Source organism: Acinetobacter sp. Brlt_5, from assembly GCF_051949055.1.
GTDB lineage: Bacteria > Pseudomonadota > Gammaproteobacteria > Pseudomonadales > Moraxellaceae > Acinetobacter > Acinetobacter indicus.
This window is the reverse complement of sequence record NZ_JAYJLP010000001.1, coordinates 264,136-280,271: the sequence shown is the minus strand read 5'-3', so window position 1 is coordinate 280,271 and position 16,136 is coordinate 264,136. Positions and strand designations below refer to the sequence as shown.

The 16,136-nt window shown below is 44.9% G+C and carries 15 protein-coding genes and 1 riboswitch; of the genes, 14 read left to right on the top strand and 1 reads right to left on the bottom strand.

Annotated elements, in window-relative coordinates; all coding sequences use genetic code 11:
* The first annotated feature begins 324 nt into the window (after nucleotides 1-324).
* The 14 genes from rimO (at nucleotide 325) to VF685_RS01330 (ending at nucleotide 15,421) form a co-directional block, all read left to right on the top strand.
* Nucleotides 325-1,668 (top strand): 30S ribosomal protein S12 methylthiotransferase RimO, encoded by a 1,344-nt coding sequence (gene rimO, locus VF685_RS01395; protein ID WP_286384792.1) that lies wholly within the window; start codon nucleotides 325-327, stop codon nucleotides 1,666-1,668.
* Between the two features lie 48 nt (nucleotides 1,669-1,716).
* On the top strand, nucleotides 1,717-2,445 hold the full coding sequence (pyrH, locus tag VF685_RS01390) for a UMP kinase (protein ID WP_005177594.1): 729 nt from the start codon (nucleotides 1,717-1,719) through the stop codon (nucleotides 2,443-2,445).
* 79 nt (nucleotides 2,446-2,524) lie between these two features.
* On the top strand, nucleotides 2,525-3,079 hold the full coding sequence (frr, locus tag VF685_RS01385; RefSeq protein ID WP_286384794.1) for a ribosome recycling factor: 555 nt from the start codon (nucleotides 2,525-2,527) through the stop codon (nucleotides 3,077-3,079).
* Between the two features lie 6 nt (nucleotides 3,080-3,085).
* Entirely contained in the window at nucleotides 3,086-3,838 is a 753-nt protein-coding gene (gene uppS / locus VF685_RS01380) for a polyprenyl diphosphate synthase (protein ID WP_163170071.1), read from the top strand.
* A 3-nt stretch (nucleotides 3,839-3,841) separates the two neighbouring features.
* Nucleotides 3,842-4,666: a phosphatidate cytidylyltransferase gene (locus VF685_RS01375; protein WP_016658203.1), complete on the top strand. Its 825-nt coding sequence runs from the start codon at nucleotides 3,842-3,844 to the stop codon at nucleotides 4,664-4,666.
* A complete protein-coding gene (gene ispC / locus VF685_RS01370; RefSeq protein ID WP_005177604.1) occupies nucleotides 4,667-5,863 on the top strand; it encodes a 1-deoxy-D-xylulose-5-phosphate reductoisomerase in 1,197 nt (398 codons plus the stop codon). It abuts the gene before it with no gap.
* A 3-nt stretch (nucleotides 5,864-5,866) separates the two neighbouring features.
* Nucleotides 5,867-7,222: an RIP metalloprotease RseP gene (rseP, locus tag VF685_RS01365; RefSeq protein ID WP_163141956.1), complete on the top strand. Its 1,356-nt coding sequence runs from the start codon at nucleotides 5,867-5,869 to the stop codon at nucleotides 7,220-7,222.
* A 42-nt stretch (nucleotides 7,223-7,264) separates the two neighbouring features.
* Complete coding sequence (gene bamA / locus VF685_RS01360) at nucleotides 7,265-9,766, top strand: outer membrane protein assembly factor BamA (RefSeq protein WP_286384795.1); 2,502 nt, start codon at nucleotides 7,265-7,267, stop codon at nucleotides 9,764-9,766.
* 42 nt (nucleotides 9,767-9,808) lie between these two features.
* Nucleotides 9,809-10,306 (top strand): OmpH family outer membrane protein, encoded by a 498-nt coding sequence (locus VF685_RS01355; RefSeq protein WP_163170073.1) that lies wholly within the window; start codon nucleotides 9,809-9,811, stop codon nucleotides 10,304-10,306.
* Nucleotides 10,307-10,309: 3 nt separating this feature from the next.
* The gene (gene lpxD / locus VF685_RS01350) at nucleotides 10,310-11,380 is read left to right on the top strand and encodes a UDP-3-O-(3-hydroxymyristoyl)glucosamine N-acyltransferase (protein ID WP_075174889.1); all 1,071 of its coding nucleotides are present in this window, start codon (nucleotides 10,310-10,312) and stop codon (nucleotides 11,378-11,380) included.
* 5 nt (nucleotides 11,381-11,385) lie between these two features.
* Nucleotides 11,386-11,871 (top strand): 3-hydroxyacyl-ACP dehydratase FabZ, encoded by a 486-nt coding sequence (fabZ, locus tag VF685_RS01345; protein WP_087662207.1) that lies wholly within the window; start codon nucleotides 11,386-11,388, stop codon nucleotides 11,869-11,871.
* A complete protein-coding gene (lpxA, locus tag VF685_RS01340) occupies nucleotides 11,868-12,656 on the top strand; it encodes an acyl-ACP--UDP-N-acetylglucosamine O-acyltransferase (protein WP_016658197.1) in 789 nt (262 codons plus the stop codon). Before fabZ ends, lpxA begins: the two co-directional genes overlap by 4 nt.
* A gap of 141 nt (nucleotides 12,657-12,797) precedes the next feature.
* Nucleotides 12,798-12,884: riboswitch (glycine riboswitch) on the top strand.
* Nucleotides 12,885-13,016: 132 nt separating this feature from the next.
* Nucleotides 13,017-14,267, top strand: coding sequence for a D-amino acid dehydrogenase (locus tag VF685_RS01335; RefSeq protein WP_286384796.1), 1,251 nt, complete (start codon nucleotides 13,017-13,019; stop codon nucleotides 14,265-14,267).
* A 245-nt stretch (nucleotides 14,268-14,512) separates the two neighbouring features.
* On the top strand, nucleotides 14,513-15,421 hold the full coding sequence (locus VF685_RS01330) for an AEC family transporter (RefSeq protein ID WP_104488970.1): 909 nt from the start codon (nucleotides 14,513-14,515) through the stop codon (nucleotides 15,419-15,421).
* Between the two features lie 14 nt (nucleotides 15,422-15,435).
* Here VF685_RS01330 and VF685_RS01325 read toward each other — a convergent pair whose 3' ends face one another.
* Nucleotides 15,436-16,086, bottom strand: a complete 651-nt coding sequence (locus VF685_RS01325; protein WP_005177627.1) for an A1S_1983 family putative colistin resistance protein — start codon at nucleotides 16,084-16,086, stop codon at nucleotides 15,436-15,438.
* Between the last annotated feature and the right edge of the window lie 50 nt (nucleotides 16,087-16,136).

Genomic DNA, 16,136 nt, shown 5'->3' with positions numbered 1-16,136 from the left:
GCGCAATGGCATCTTCATAAAGCAATAGGTTTCTGAATTAAGAACGTTAATGATGCAAATTAAGCAAAATGCACGCCAACTTTGTTCAAATTCCTGTAAATCAAGCCAATTTATGAGAAAAATGCGCTGAAATGGACGGGTTGATTCAGGTATAGCGGATAACGCCAGTGCTGTAAACCAAAAGTGAATCAAAATGGTGCAATATTGTGTATAAGCCGGCTTTAGTGGTTGTATTTTGGTGCATTATGCAAAGAGTGGGCTATTTCTCTATTTTTATGGCCAGAAAAGTCATACAATACGCGCATTCTAGTGGAGCGCAGATTCATGAAGTCCCCCAAAGTCGGTTTTGTTTCTTTAGGTTGTCCTAAGGCATTGGTAGATTCTGAACGAATTTTAACTCAGTTAAAGACTGAAGGTTATGATGTCGCATCGGATTATGACGGTGCTGATTTAGTCGTGGTTAACACCTGTGGTTTTATTGAATCTGCAGTACAAGAGTCTTTAGACGCCATTGGCGAAGCCATGAATGCCAATGGTCGCGTCATTGTGACTGGCTGTTTAGGTAAAGACGAAGACAAGATTCGTCAAATGCATCCGAATGTCTTAAAAGTGACTGGTGCAGCAGCCTATGAAGAAGTTATGGATGCCGTGCATCAGTATGTGCCGGAGCCACCAAAGCACAATCCGTTTATTGATCTGGTGCCAGAACAGGGGATCCGTTTAACCCCGAAACATTATGCTTACCTGAAAATATCAGAAGGCTGTAACCACCGTTGTACTTTTTGTATCATCCCGAGCATGCGTGGTGATTTGGTCTCCCGTCCGGTCGGTTCTGTTCTGGAAGAAGCCGCAGCGCTGAAACGTGCTGGTGTAAAAGAAGTTCTGGTCATTTCTCAAGATACTTCAGCTTATGGTGTGGATACCAAATACAAGCTGGATTTCTGGAACGGCCAGCCGGTTAAAACCAAATTCTATGACATGTGTGAAGCCCTGGGCCAGTTGGGTATCTGGGTCCGTTTGCACTATGTCTATCCTTATCCGCATGTCGATGGTGTGATTGACCTGATGGCGCAAGGTAAAATCTTGCCGTATCTGGATATTCCATTCCAGCATGCCAGTCCGAAAATCCTCAAGCTGATGAAACGTCCGGCGCACAGTGAAAATACACTAGAGCGCTTAAATGTATGGCGTGAAAAATGTCCGGATCTGGTGATTCGTTCCACCTTCGTGGTTGGCTTCCCGGGCGAAACCGAAGAAGACTTCCAGATGTTGCTGGACTGGTTGAAAGAAGCGCAGCTTGACCGTGTTGGTTGCTTCACCTATTCACCGGTTGAAGGTGCAACCGCGAATGATCTGCCAGACCATGTGCCGGAAGAAATCAAGCAGGAACGTTATGAACGTTTCATGCAGGTGCAGCAGGAAATTTCAGCCGCAAAACTGCAAAAACGTATTGGTCAGACCATGACTGTGCTGGTGGATGATCTGGAAGAAGAATTCCCGGTTGCCGTTGCGCGTTCTTATGCAGATGCACCTGAAATTGATGGTAACGTGTTTGTTGAAGATATCGACAAGTCAAAAATTAAAGCAGGCGATTTGCTTGAAGTCGAAATTACCGATGCAGATGAATACGATTTATTTGCCAAGCTGATTGCGATCAAATCTGCTTAAGTACTGGTATACAGAAAAAATTTAAATTAAATACTTTGGAGTTTGATGATGTTGGATTCTAAAAAGCCACGTTATGAACGTATTTTGCTGAAGCTTTCAGGCGAGGCACTGGCGGGTAACAAGGATATGGGGATTGATGCCCAAATCCTTGATCAGATGTCTTTGGCAATTGCGCACCTGGTCGGTCTGGGTGTGCAAGTGGGTATCGTGGTTGGTGGCGGTAACCTGTACCGTGGCAGCCAGTTACAAAAAGACGGTCTGGTCGGTCGTGTGACTGGTGACCAGATGGGTATGCTGGCGACTGTGATGAACGGTCTGGCCATGCGTGATGCTTTAGTACGCCGTAACATTAAAACACGTCTGCTTTCAGCACTACCAATTGGTACCGTTGTAGAATCTTATTCAAGCCGTGATGCAATTCGCCACCTAACTCAAGGTGAAGTGTGCGTATTCGTTGCCGGTACAGGTAACCCGTTCTTTACCACAGATACGGCAGCCTGCTTGCGTGGTATTGAAATTGAAGCCAATCTGATTCTGAAAGCCACCAAGGTAGATGGCGTTTATAACAAAGATCCAAGCAAATACGAAGATGCGGTGAAATATGACACCCTGACGTTCGATCAGGTGTTAGATGAAAAGCTCGGCGTGATGGATTTAACCGCAATCTGCTTATGCCGTGACCACAATGTACCGTTACAGGTATTCGATATGAATAAAGCCGGTGCTTTACTTTCAGTGGTTATGGGTGAAAAAGAAGGAACTCACGTTACGAACTAATGTACGTGGGCCTGAAAGCTCTTTATACTACACGCTATTTTAGTAATTACATCTTTAAGAATTAAGTAAGGAAGATCATATGATTAACGATCTTAAAAAAGACAGCGAACAGCGTATGCAAAAGACTCTGGAGTCTTTGGAGCAAGGTTTTGCCAAAGTTCGTACCGGCCGTGCCCATCCATCAATCTTGAACGGTGTGATGGTTCCTTACTATGGCTCAGATGTGCCGTTAAACCAGGTGGCGAACGTGGGTGTTGAAGATTCACGTACTCTAATCGTACAGCCATTTGAACGTACTATGGTGTCTGCAATTGATAAGGCGATTCGTGAGTCTGACCTCGGTCTGAACCCGATTACTGCTGACTCGATTCGTGTACCATTACCAGCTTTAACTGAAGAAACCCGTAAAGACATGCAGAAAGTTGCACGTTCTGAAGCGGAAAATGCCAAAGTGGCGATTCGTAACATCCGTCGTGATGTCTTAGGCGATATCAAAGCATTATTGAAAGAAAAAGAAATTTCTGAAGATGATGAACGTCGTGCAGGCGATGATATCCAGAAAATCACCGACAAATATGTTGCTGAAGTCGACAAGCGTTTGGTTGCCAAAGAAGCTGAGTTGATGAAGGTCTAATTGTCGATGACCACATCTGAAGACTGTCAGACGCTTCCAAAACATGTTGCCATCATCATGGATGGCAACAACCGTTTTGCCAAGAAAAATCAATTGCAAAAAGGCGACGGTCACCGTGAAGGTAAAAATATTCTAGATCCGATTGTTGACTATTGTCGCAGCAAACACATTCAGGCACTCACCGTTTTTGCATTTTCAAGTGAAAACTGGAATCGTCCGCAATATGAAGTTGATTTACTCATGCAATTGCTGGAAGACACGATTCATGAGCAAATGCCGCGCATGGAAAAATACCAGATTGCCTTGCGTTTTATTGGCGATCGCAGCCGTTTATCCCCACATCTTCGTGACTTGATGTTGCATGCTGAACAAAGGACTGCTAAGTTCAGTAGCATGACTTTAACCATTGCTATCAGTTATGGGGGCATGTGGGATATGGCAGAAGCAGCCAAACAGATTGCGGCTGATGTACTGGCCAATAAAGTCGTGCTGGAACAGATTGATAGCACGCTGTTCGGTCAATATGTGTGCCTGGGCGATTTACCGCCTGTGGACCTGTTGATCCGTACGGGTGGTGATTATCGGCTGTCCAATTTCTTGCTTTGGCAGGCCGCGTATGCCGAACTGTACTTTACTCCGACCTTGTGGCCAGAGTTTAGTGTGGAAGAGCTGGATGATGCGTTTCATGTGTTTGCAGGACGCGAACGTCGCTTTGGAAAAACTTCAGAGCAAATCCAACAAGAGAAACTTGAGAATTAATACATGTTAGAGCGGATAATTACCGCATTGGTATTGGTCGCTGTGGTGCTGAGCTGTATGTTTGCAACTCAGTCCCATTATCCAATGTTTGTGCTGATGATTTTTGCAGCAGGGGTTGCGGGCTATGAGTGGTTCAAACTCATGCCAAGAACAACAAAATATGTCATCAAGCCCATGGCTTGGGGTTATGGTCTGGTGACCGCCGCTCTTTCCGCGCTTGCTTTATATTTTAGTGATATTGCGTTATTGCTTTGGTCAGCCTCAATTTTAACCTGGCTGCTCAGCCTGTATTGGGTCAAATCCTATCCTGAATATGATGGCTGGTACAATCCAAGCCTGAACTTTATTGGCTTTGTGCTCATTTCTGCCGCCGTGACTGCCATTTATGTGGTCTGGACCCATTCACCGTGGTGGCTGATGTATCTGTTCCTGCTGGTTTGGGGTGCAGATTCTGGCGCTTATTTTGTCGGACGCAAGTTTGGTAAAAAGAAACTGGCACCACATGTCAGTCCAAACAAATCGGTGGAAGGTTTATATGGTGGCGTGTTTACCGCCATCCTGATTGTGCTGTTTGTAGAAATTGTCTATCTGGACTTAAGCCTGACCCAACATATTTTATTCCTGATTCTGTCCATGATAACCGTGTTTAGTTCGGTACTGGGCGATCTGTTTGAATCCATGATCAAACGCCGTGCCGGAATTAAAGACTCTGGTCGTATTCTGCCAGGACATGGTGGAGTGCTGGACCGCATTGACTCCTTGCTCGCAGCGGCTCCAATCTTTGCTGCAAGCATGTATGTACTGAAACTTATTGGCGTAGATTTATAGATGTTACAAGCTGTTTGTATATTGGGTGTTACAGGTTCAATTGGTCAAAGCACCTTAAAAATACTGCAACAACATCCTGAAAAATATTCGGTATATGCCGTAACGGCTCACAGTCGTATTGCTGAGTTGGTTGAAATATGCAAACAGTTTCATCCCAAAGTGGCCGTGGTACCTGCTGCACAGGTCGATTCCTTAAGACAGCTGTTACAGCAGGCCAATCTTGCCGATATTGAAATCCTCTGTGATGAAGCTGGTTTAATAGCTGTGGCTTCACATCCTGAAGTGGATGTGGTGATGGCGGCAATTGTTGGTGCCGCAGGTTTAATGCCAACGTTGGCCGCAGTGCAGGCCGGTAAGCGCGTGCTACTGGCCAATAAAGAAGCCCTGGTGATGTCCGGTGACCTGATGATGCAGGCAGCGCGTGATCATGGCGCTTTATTATTGCCGGTCGATTCCGAACACAATGCAATTTTCCAGTGCCTGCCGCAAAACTATTTTGAGGTCGAGCGTAATGGTCAACCAAAACTGGGTGTGCAGCAGATTCTGCTGACCGCATCGGGTGGGCCATTTTTAAATCATAGTCTGGAACAGTTACACAGTGTGACCCCGGCGCAAGCCTGTAAACATCCCAATTGGTCTATGGGTCAAAAAATTTCCGTCGATTCCGCCACCCTGATGAACAAGGGTCTGGAGCTGATTGAAGCCTGCCATTTGTTCGCAGTAAAAGAACAATTTGTTACAGTGGTGGTGCATCCACAGAGTATTATTCACTCCATGGTTCAATATGTCGATGGAACAACTTTGGCGCAAATGGGTAATCCGGATATGTGTACGCCAATTGCGCATGCGTTGGCCTGGCCGGAACGTCTGCAGACGCATGTTCCGCCGCTGGATTTATTTATCCATTCACAGCTGAATTTTCAGGCACCGGACACCACGCGTTTCCCGGCCTTAAAGCTGGCACGTCAGGCCATGCAGGCAGGTGGTATTGCACCGACCTTGCTAAATGCGGCCAATGAAATTGCAGTGGCATCTTTCTTGCAAAACCAGCTTGGGTTTACCCAGATTCCAGAAATTGTTGAACAGACCCTGAATCATCTGGCCAATCGCGCCGCAGATTCAATTGAAACCATTCTTCAGGCAGACCAGAATGCCCGTGCTTTTGCACAGCAGTGTGTGATTCAGACAGGAAGCTAAGACATGAGTGCCTTATTTATTATTGTTGCGGCCATTCTTTTGTTGGGGCCGTTAATTGCAATTCATGAATTTGGGCACTACTTTGTTGCACGCAAACTGGGGGTCAAAGTCCTGGTTTATTCTATTGGTTTTGGCCCGACAGTGCTGAAATGGACCTCGAAGAAATCAGGTATTCAGTATCAGCTCTCGGCTTTGCCTTTGGGCGGCTATGTCAAAATGCTGGATGAACGTGAGGGCAATGTGGCAGAAAAAGATCTGCCTTTTGCTTTTAACCGTCAGCATCCGTGGAAACGGATCGCGATTGTCGCGGCAGGTCCTTTAATTAATCTGGTTTTTGCGATTGTACTGTTCTGGATTCTGTTTTTACCGTCTCAGGAACAGCTGAATACCCGTGTTGGGAAAGTCTTGCCACAAACGCCTGCGGCTGAAGTGAATATGCAGCCGGGTGACCGGATTACCGCAGTCGATGGTACCCAGGTTAGCACCTGGGAAAAACTGAATTTTGCTTTGGTCGATCGTGCCGGTGAAACAGGCACCATTCATATTCAGGCCAACCGTGATGGCCAGCTCCAAAACTTTCAATTACCGATTCAAGATTTCTTGAAAGATCAATCTCAGTCACCGCTTGAGGTACTGGGTTTCACGCCATATCGTCCGAATATTCCAGCGGTGGTCAGCAAACTGAGTGAAGATGGTGCGGCCATTCGTCAAGGGATGAAAGAAGGTGACCAGATTTTGGCGATTGACGGTGTTGTCATGAAAGACTGGTACGATGTGGTACAAGTGGTACAGGCATCGCCAGAGAAACTGTTGAAGATTGACGTGTTGCGCCAAGATCAGCGGGTACAGCTGGAAATTATGCCGCAAGCCAAACGCGACAATATGGGCAACACCACCGGTATGTTAGGTGTACAAAGTGACCCTGGAAAAATAACAATTCCTGAAGAATATAAACAAACCATTCAATATAGTCCTACAGAAGCCTTAATGATGGCGGTCGATAAAACCGGTCAAATCTCTTCGATGATTTTGAACTCTATCGTCAAAATGGTGCGTGGTCTGATTGGTTTAGATAACCTGTCTGGCCCGATTACCATTGCCAAGGTGGCAGGACAAAGCGCTGAAATGGGCTGGCAAACTTTTATTTCGTTTATGGCCCTAATGAGTGTAAGCTTGGGTATTCTAAATTTACTGCCAATTCCAATGCTGGATGGTGGACATTTGGTTTATTATTTTATAGAACTAATTCGTGGTAAACCTGTTTCTGAACAAATACAATTAGTTGGTTTAAAAATTGGTATGGTATTGCTCGGTAGCATGATGCTTCTGGCATTATTTAATGATTTTATGCGTTTATAACAACGTGGATAGGCAATAAATTTAACATTGGAAAAGACTGGCATGCAGCACACACATTTATTTATGCCTCTGGCACTGGTTAGTGCTATGGCAGCAGTACAACAAGTATATGCAGCAGATGAATTTATCGTAAGAGATATACAAATTGACGGACTTGTTCGTTTAACGCCAGCCAATGTTTATGGAATGATTCCTGTAAATAGTGGTGATCGTGTCAACGATGCCACCATTGCAAATGCAATTCGCAGCCTGTATGCCACAGGTTTATTCGATGATATTAAAGCTGCCCAGCAAGGCGATACCTTGGTGTTTCAGGTGGTAGAACGTCCGATCATTTCGAAAGTCGAATTTAAAGGCAATAAATTAATTCCAAAAGAAGCCCTTGAAGAAGGCTTAAAGAAAATGGGCGTGGCTGAAGGTGAAGTGCTGAAAAAGTCTGCTTTGCAAACACTAGAATCGGAACTTGAACAGCAATACATGCAGCAAGGCCGTTATGATGCCGATGTCAAAGTCATTACCACAGCACGTCCGAATAACCGCGTCGACCTGACTATCGAGTTTATTGAAGGTAAAGCGGCCAAAGTTTTTGATATTAATATCATTGGCAATACCGTCTTTAAAGACAGCGAAATTAAACAGGCCTTTGCAGTCAAAGAAAGTGGCTGGGCTTCTGTGATTTCACGTAATGACCGTTATGCGCGTGAGAAAATGGCAGCAAGCTTGGAAGCTTTACGTGCGCTGTATTTAAACCGTGGTTATATCAACTTTAATATCAATAATTCGAGCCTGAACTTAAGTGAAGACAAACAGCACATCTTCATTGAGGTGTCGATTGATGAAGGCGAACAGTTCAAATTTGGTCAAACCAAATTCCTGGGCGATGCTTTATATGCACCAGAAGAATTAAAAGCGCTGCAAATCTATAAAGATGGTGAAACCTATTCGCAAGAAAAGGTCAATGCGGTTAAGCAGCTGCTGCTTCGCAAGTATGGTAATGCCGGTTATTACTATGCAGAAGTGAATGTGGTGCCACAAATTAATGAAGAAACCAAACAGGTTGATCTGAACTATTACATCAACCCGGGTCAGCAAGTCACAGTACGCCGGATTAACTTCAGTGGTAACACCAAAACTGCCGATGAAGTGCTACGTCGTGAAATGCGCCAGATGGAAGGTGCATTGGCCAGTAACGAAAAAATTGACCTGTCTAAAGTCCGTTTAGAACGTACTGGTTTCTTTAAAACCGTGGATATTAAACCGGTGCGTGTTCCGAATGTACCGGATCAGGTTGATCTTAACGTTGCGGTGGAAGAACAGCATTCTGGTACCAGTACCTTGGCGGTGGGTTTCTCGCAAAGTGGCGGTGTAACTTTCCAGGCCGGTTTAAGCCAGACCAACTTCTTGGGCACCGGTAATGCCGTGTCGATTGACTTGTCGCGTTCTGAAACACAGGACTACTATAACCTAAGCGTAACTGATCCGTACTTTACTATTGATGGTGTACGTCGCGGTTATAATATGTACTACCGTAAAACCAAACTGGATGATGACTATAACGTTAACAACTATGTGACCGACAGTTTTGGTGGCGGAATTAACTTTGGTTATCCAATTGATGAAAACCAGAGCATTAGTGCGGGCTTAAATATTGATAATACTGAAGTGACAACTGGTCCTTATGTATCGACTTATGTGGCAGATTATTTAGAAAGCCATGGTGGTCGAGAAACACAAAGAGGCGATCATTGTCCAGCAAATATCAATGCAGATGGGGAGTGTGTGGATGAAAATGGAACTCTAGTTCAAACCATCCCATATGGTCGAGAGTTTAAGGGTGACTTCCTGACTTATAACCTAAATTTAGGTTGGTCATATAATACCCTTAACCGTCCGATTTTCCCAACAATGGGGATGTCGCATCGGGTGAATGCAGAAATTGCTTTACCGGGCAGTGATGTGGAATATCAAAAAGTTACCTATGATGCACAGGCCTATTATCCGCTGGGCAAAGATTTTGTGCTGCGTGGCTATGGTAAGGTGGGTTATGGTAATGACTTACCATTCTATAAGAACTTCTATGCCGGTGGTTATGGTTCGGTACGTGGTTATGACAACAGTACCTTAGGACCAAAATATCCAGGTGTTTATTTCTCTGATATTAGAAAGACTGATCCATCTCCAGAAGAAGTGGGTGGTAATGCTTTAGTACAGTTTGGTACTGAACTGGCTTTGCCGGTACCATTTAAAGGGGACTGGGCACGTCAGGTTCGTCCGGTGATTTTTGCTGAAGGTGCACAAGTATTCGATACTCAATGTAATGTTTCTAATAACGATATTTTCGTAAATGGGGATTCAGTAAGTAGTAAACAGTACTGTGAAGATAACTTTGGCTTTGACTTTGGCAATATGCGTTATAGCGTCGGTGTAGGCTTTACCTGGATTACTATGATTGGCCCATTGTCCTTAAGTTATGCATATCCGCTGAATGAAAAACCAGGTGATGAAACCAAGAATATCCAGTTTGAAATTGGCCGTACGTTCTAAGTACGGTCTGTTCATGGATGCTTGAAATAGGTATAGATCAAGATGAAGAAGATACAACTGGCGGTTTTAGGTTTCACACTGTCCTGTGCCGCAGTGGCACAGGCGGCAGGTTATGGTGTGGTCAGCTTAGAGCGTGTGGTTGAAAGCAGCAGCTATTTAAAACAGCAAAATAGTGCATTGCAACAATCGCTTAAACCTCAAACCACTAAACTTGAACAGCTGGGTAAAGAGCTAGAAACGTTACAGCAACGTGCTCAGCAGTCAGCGAACTTATCTGAAGCCGATAAGCAGAAATTGTCGGCGCAGTATCAGGCCAAGCTCAAAGAATTTAATACTTTACAGCAAAGTTTGCAGACCAAAGTGCAGGCTGATCTGCAAAAAATGAATGACAGTTTTGAGCAGCGTATCAAGCAGGCAGCAGAACAATTGCGTAAAGAAAATAATTTAGATGTGGTTTTGAACAAAAACTCAGCACTTGCCTATGACCCTAAGTATGATTTAACTGATAAAATGATTCAAAAGGTTAATGCAATCAAGTAATCAATGAGTTATCAACATTATCGCTTAGAAGAACTTGCTCGTCTGGTCCAGGGCGAGCTGGTCGGTCAGGCCGATTTAGGTCTCCAGGGTTTAGCGAGCCTGGAGCTTGCTAAACCGCAGCACATTGCTTTTGTCAATGCTGACAAGTATGTGGAGCAGGCAAAAGTGTCTAAAGCGGGTGCTTTAATTGTCACGCCCGAGTTACAGCAGCAGCTTGATACGCATCAGAACTTTATTGTGGTGGCAAATCCGTATTTGGCGTTTGCGATTTTAACCCATGTCTTTGAGCGTAAGCACACCCAAACGGGTATTGAAAGTACCGCACAAATTCATCCCTCAGCGATCATTTCTGAAAGTGCTTATATTGGCCATTATGTGGTGGTGGGTGAGAATTGTGTGGTGGGTGATAAAACCATTATCCAGTCGCACAGCAAAATTGATGATTTTGTTGAAATTGGTAAAGAATGTTTTATTGATTCGCATGTCACCATTACCGGCGAAGCCAAAATTGCTGATCGGGTCCGCATTCATGCCAATACCGTAATTGGAAGTGAAGGCTTTGGTTTTGCTCCGTATCAGGGCAAATGGCACCGTATTGCACAGTTAGGTTCAGTACAGATTGGTAATGATGTACGAATTGGTTCGAATTGTAGTATTGACCGCGGTGCGCTGGATGACACCATTTTGGAACATGGTGTCATAATTGATAACCTTGTGCAAATCGCGCATAACGTGAAAGTAGGGGCCAATACTGCGATCGCTGCAAAATGCGGTATTGCCGGCAGTACTATCATTGGCAAAAACTGTATTCTGGCAGGGGCATGTGGAGTCTCTGGTCATCTTTCTATTGCTGACAACGTGACTTTAACCGGAATGTCAATGGTCACAAAGAGTATTTCTGAACCAGGAACCTATTCTTCGGGCACCGGTGCATTACCAAATGCGCAATGGAAACGCGCGGTGATTCGCTTTAGACAATTAGCAGATGTGCCATTGACCCAATTGCAGAAAAGACTCGATCATATGCAGACTCAAATTGAGTCCCTTGAATCAACTTTAAAATTGCGTAAATAATTATGATGACTGAGTCGAATACCCCAACATTTACGAAACCTGAATTGCCAATGCATATTCAAACCATCCGTGAATATTTGCCACATCGTTATCCATTCTTATTGGTAGATCGAATCGTTGATGTAACTGACAATGGGATTGTGGGTTATAAGAACGTTTCGATTAATGAAGAGTTTTTACAAGGACATTTCCCTGAATATCCAATTATGCCAGGGGTGTTAATTGTAGAAGCGCTGGCACAGGTTTCAGGCGTGCTTGGCTTTATTATGAATAATCAGAAACCGACTGCGGGTGCATTATTCCTATTTGCCGGTGCCGAAAAAGTTAGATTTAAAAAACAAGTGGTTGCAGGCGACCAACTTGTATTAAAATCTGAATTAGTAATGCAGAAACGTGGTATTTACAAATATAATTGTATCGCCACGGTCGATGGCATTGTTGCAGCAACCGCGGAAATTATGATTTCGCATCAGAAAACAGAGCAAGCATGAGCAATAACCCCCTCATTCACCCCACCGCTATAATTGACTCCTCTGCAGTCATTGCGCCTGATGTGCAAATTGGACCTTATAGTATTATTGGTCCGAATGTCAGCATTGGTGCGGGTACAAAGCTGCATTCACACGTGGTGGTGGGTGGCTATACCCGTATTGGTGAGCATAATGAGATTTTCCAGTTCGCAAGTGTAGGCGAAGTCTGTCAGGACCTGAAATATCAGGGTGAAGAAACTTGGCTGGAAATTGGTGACTATAACCTGATTCGTGAACATTCCAGCTTGCATCGCGGGACGGTTCAGGACAAAGGCATCACTAAAATTGGTAGCCACAACCTGTTGATGGTCAATACACATATTGCACATGATTGTATCGTGGGTGATCACAATATTTTTGCCAATAATGTCGGTGTCGCAGGGCACGTGCATGTCGGTGATTATGTGGTGGTGGGTGGAAACTCGGGTATTCATCAGTTCTGTAAAATTGACTCTTACAGTATGATTGGTGGCGCATCTTTAATTCTGAAAGATGTCCCGGCCTATGTGATGGTTTCGGGTAATCCTGCGCATGCTTTTGCTATGAATATTGAAGGTATGCGTCGTAAAGGCTGGTCGAAAAATGTGATTCAAGGATTACGGGACGCCTTTAAACTGATTTACAAATCAGGATTAACCACTGAAGAAGCCATTCAGAAAATCCGTGCAGAGATTCTGCCAGAAGTGCCAGAAGCACAGCGTTTAATTGATTCCTTAGAACAGTCTAAACGCGGGATTGTACGCTAACACGCTGTTTGAAGCTGATTCAAAAAACTGCTCCAATTGGGGCAGTTTTTTTATATCCAGATTTTGAGGTTTCTTGAACATCAGATACAAATTTCTACTCGTGCTTGGCCCGGATTTTGCTCATATTCAAGCTATACAATAAAAATTATTGCGGGAGAGCGGCACTTGGTGCTCGCCGAAGGAGCAACGACCCCGGAAACTCTCAGGCAAAAGGACCGTAATAATTCAAAAATCTGGAGAGAAGCACGCGCAGTGCTCACCGAAGGGGATGGTTGGGCTGAACATCAGTTCAATCGAAGCTCTCAGGTACCCTGACAGATGGGGCATCACGTCTGGAACAGCTGTTCCAAGGAGCGTTTTATGCCGCATGTTGTTGTCATTGGTGCAGGAATTACCGGGGTCACTTCAGCCTACGAGCTGATGCGTTTAGGCTATCAGGTCACGGTGATTGACCGGCATTTATACCCGGCGATGGAAACATCGTATGCCAATGGTGGCCAGTTATCGGCCAGTAATGCAGAAGTCTGGAATCAGAAAGCCACTGTACTGAAAGGCCTGAAATGGATGTCGCAAAAGTCGGCGCCGCTCTTATTAAATCCTGCATTTGATCTGCATAAGTATGGCTGGCTGATCGAGTTCTTAAGCAATATCCGCAACTATGAACACAATACCCAGGAAACAGTGCGCCTGGCACTTCTGGCACGCAAACGTTTATTTGAAATTGCAGAACAGGAACAGATTGATTTCAATCTGGAAAAACGTGGAATTTTACATTTTTATCATAATAAAGCGGATTTTGACTTTGCAATTCGGGTCAATGATTTGCTCTGTCAGGGGGGGCTGGAGCGTTATCAGGTCAGTCTGGATGAAATCCGACAGATTGAACCAAGTCTAACTGGGCAATATTATGCAGGTTTTTACTGCCCGGGAGATGCCACCGGCGACATTCATAAATTCACGGTGGGGCTGGCTCAAGTCACCATGCAGCAGGGTGTACGTTATATTTTCGGCCGGGATGTTCATGATGTTCAGCTAGACGCCCAGCAGGTACAGCTGAGTTATCGGCCAGCCATTGAAGATCCGCTGGCAGATCAGCCGATGGTGGAAACCTTACATGCCGATGCCGTGCTGATTTGCGGCGGTGTGAGGAGCTATCAATTGGCGCGACAGGTAGGTGATCGGGTCATTGTTTATCCGGTCAAAGGCTATTCCATTACCGTCAATTTACAGGATGAACAGAGCCAAAAGCAGGCACCTTGGGTCAGTCTGTTAGATGAAAGTGCCAAAATTGTGACCTCACGTTTAGGCACAGATCGGCTGCGGATTGCCGGAACGGCCGAATTTAATGGTTATAATCGCGATATTCGCCATGACCGGATTCAGCCACTGGTGCGCTGGGTGCAGCGGAATTTTGATATTTCAACCGAAAGCGTGGTGCCGTGGGCAGGTTTACGTCCGATGATGCCAAATATGATGCCGGTGATTCGGCAGGGCCAGCATCCACGGGTATTTTATAATACTGGCCATGGGCATCTGGGCTGGACCTTATCTGCGGCGACAGCATTGATGATTAGTCAGGAAATTGCGCAGCATTATCCGGTGACCGGGTAATGAGAACATTCAGTTAAGCTCTGTTTTAAAGTAACAGGGCTTTAGGAGAGATGCTGATCATCTGCCGGGTTCTGGCAAAATAAATCCATCAAAATGAAGCAAATCGCTGTCAATTCAACGGACTATTTGGCTTATACTCAGGCTTTAAATAAAATATCTTTTTGCTTTAAGATTTTGAACTGCCATTAAAAAAATGGATTGAGATGCTGCCGTCCTGGGCAGACCGCGATATGTATGGATAAACGATGGCAAATATAATTCTGGTTGCGCTATTTCCTTTAATCTTTCTGATTGCGTTGGGCTATGTACTCAAGCGCTTTAGGTTTTTAGAAGATAAATTCTGGCACGGTGCAGAAAAGCTCAACTACTATCTGCTGTTCCCGGTGATGCTGTTTTTGGGCCTGGCGCATGCTGAAATTCAGGCCAGCGAAATTCGCCACATGATGCTGGGAGCGGGTCTGACCCTGCTGATTGCGGTTTGTCTGTTATATATCCTCAAGGCGCTGTATGGCACTGCAGCGGCACGTTTTGGCGTGTATATGCAGGGCATGGTGCGTTTTAATACCTATATCGGTCTGGCGCTGTCGGCGTCTTTGTTTTATCAGCAGGGTATGGCGCTGTTTGCTATTCTGCTGGTGTTTTGCATTCCTCTGGTCAATGTGCTTTCGGTTTTGGCCCTGACCAATTCAGAAGGGATGCGCTTGCAATCCATCCTGTTATCATTATTGAAAAATCCCTTAATTTTAGGCTGTATTGCAGGCGGGGTGTTTAATCTGCTGAATTTACGCTTATGGATTGGCTTTGAAAATTATTTAAAACAGATTGCCATTTCCAGTTTGCCATTGGGCTTGATGTGTATTGGTGCAGCATTACAGTTTCAGGGGCTGCGTAAAGATCTGCGGACCTTGTTATTAAACACTTTTGGACGCTTGCTGTTGATGCCGATGATTGCGTTGGCGACCTGTCTGGCATTGAATCTGCCGGCCCTACATACCCAGATTCTGGTGATGTTTTTTGCCTTACCGACGGCCTCATCGGCTTATATTCTGACCAAAGTTTTGGGGGGAGATAGCCAGCTGATGGCTAGTGTGATTAGCCTGCAGACTGTGTGTGCGGCGTTCAGTTTACCATTGATTTTGTGGTGGGTGATGTAAAGCGCTGTCAGGTTTTAATCATACAGACGATAAATACCGCTAAAACGCTCGCAGCCTTTTTGTTCAGTACGCACGGCTAAATAAGCCTTCTGGAAGTCGAGCTGGTAATTGCAGTCATGTTCATTGTCAATAATATGCTGCTTTTGCTGCGGTGAGGTATAAGCCAGTAAGGAAATGGTTTGGGTATCTAGCTTGTTGTTTGGACTGCGATAGGCCACACCTTCAATTTTAATACTGTCTTTATTCAGTTGATGAATCTGCAAATGTACCGGTTGCTTGGCCAGTTGTCCCTGTTCAAATTTCAGATAATGCTGGGTCATGCTCTGGTTCATCGAGCTAAAGAAATTTAACTGATCCAGACGCGCTTCAAACTGTTGTTTAAAACACTCGGTGGTTTTACACTGCTGCGCACGTTTAAACCAGAGCTGATGGGTATCTTGCAGAATACGCAGCGGGGCATCGGTCACCAGAAAAGCTGTCAGAAACTGATCATTGAGCTGCTCACGAATCTCCTGTAAATCGGCATGGCAGATTTTATTGAAAGCAGGCGTGTTGGCCTGCTCGCAATTGATTTTCTGTGCATGCGACAGCGGGGTGCCCGCGGCGCCCAAAAACAACAGGGTTCCAATGATTTTTATAAGATTCATCTCGGTTTTCAACAGCATGATCGCTTATACTTTCATTAGCTTGCGTAAGCTAACTATAGCGAAAGAGA

What these genes read in the sequence shown, in the direction of transcription:
- rimO (WP_286384792.1), top strand. Translation starts at nt 325, where the DNA reads ATGAAGTCCCCCAAAGTCGGTTTTGTTTCTTTAGGTTGTCCTAAGGCA.
- pyrH (WP_005177594.1), top strand. Translation starts at nt 1,717, where the DNA reads ATGTTGGATTCTAAAAAGCCACGTTATGAACGTATTTTGCTGAAGCTT.
- frr (WP_286384794.1), top strand. Translation starts at nt 2,525, where the DNA reads ATGATTAACGATCTTAAAAAAGACAGCGAACAGCGTATGCAAAAGACT.
- uppS (WP_163170071.1), top strand. Translation starts at nt 3,086, where the DNA reads ATGACCACATCTGAAGACTGTCAGACGCTTCCAAAACATGTTGCCATC.
- VF685_RS01375 (WP_016658203.1), top strand. Translation starts at nt 3,842, where the DNA reads ATGTTAGAGCGGATAATTACCGCATTGGTATTGGTCGCTGTGGTGCTG.
- ispC (WP_005177604.1), top strand. Translation starts at nt 4,667, where the DNA reads ATGTTACAAGCTGTTTGTATATTGGGTGTTACAGGTTCAATTGGTCAA.
- rseP (WP_163141956.1), top strand. Translation starts at nt 5,867, where the DNA reads ATGAGTGCCTTATTTATTATTGTTGCGGCCATTCTTTTGTTGGGGCCG.
- bamA (WP_286384795.1), top strand. Translation starts at nt 7,265, where the DNA reads ATGCAGCACACACATTTATTTATGCCTCTGGCACTGGTTAGTGCTATG.
- VF685_RS01355 (WP_163170073.1), top strand. Translation starts at nt 9,809, where the DNA reads ATGAAGAAGATACAACTGGCGGTTTTAGGTTTCACACTGTCCTGTGCC.
- lpxD (WP_075174889.1), top strand. Translation starts at nt 10,310, where the DNA reads ATGAGTTATCAACATTATCGCTTAGAAGAACTTGCTCGTCTGGTCCAG.
- fabZ (WP_087662207.1), top strand. Translation starts at nt 11,386, where the DNA reads ATGACTGAGTCGAATACCCCAACATTTACGAAACCTGAATTGCCAATG.
- lpxA (WP_016658197.1), top strand. Translation starts at nt 11,868, where the DNA reads ATGAGCAATAACCCCCTCATTCACCCCACCGCTATAATTGACTCCTCT.
- VF685_RS01335 (WP_286384796.1), top strand. Translation starts at nt 13,017, where the DNA reads ATGCCGCATGTTGTTGTCATTGGTGCAGGAATTACCGGGGTCACTTCA.
- VF685_RS01330 (WP_104488970.1), top strand. Translation starts at nt 14,513, where the DNA reads ATGGCAAATATAATTCTGGTTGCGCTATTTCCTTTAATCTTTCTGATT.
- VF685_RS01325 (WP_005177627.1), bottom strand. Translation starts at nt 16,086, where the DNA reads ATGCTGTTGAAAACCGAGATGAATCTTATAAAAATCATTGGAACCCTG.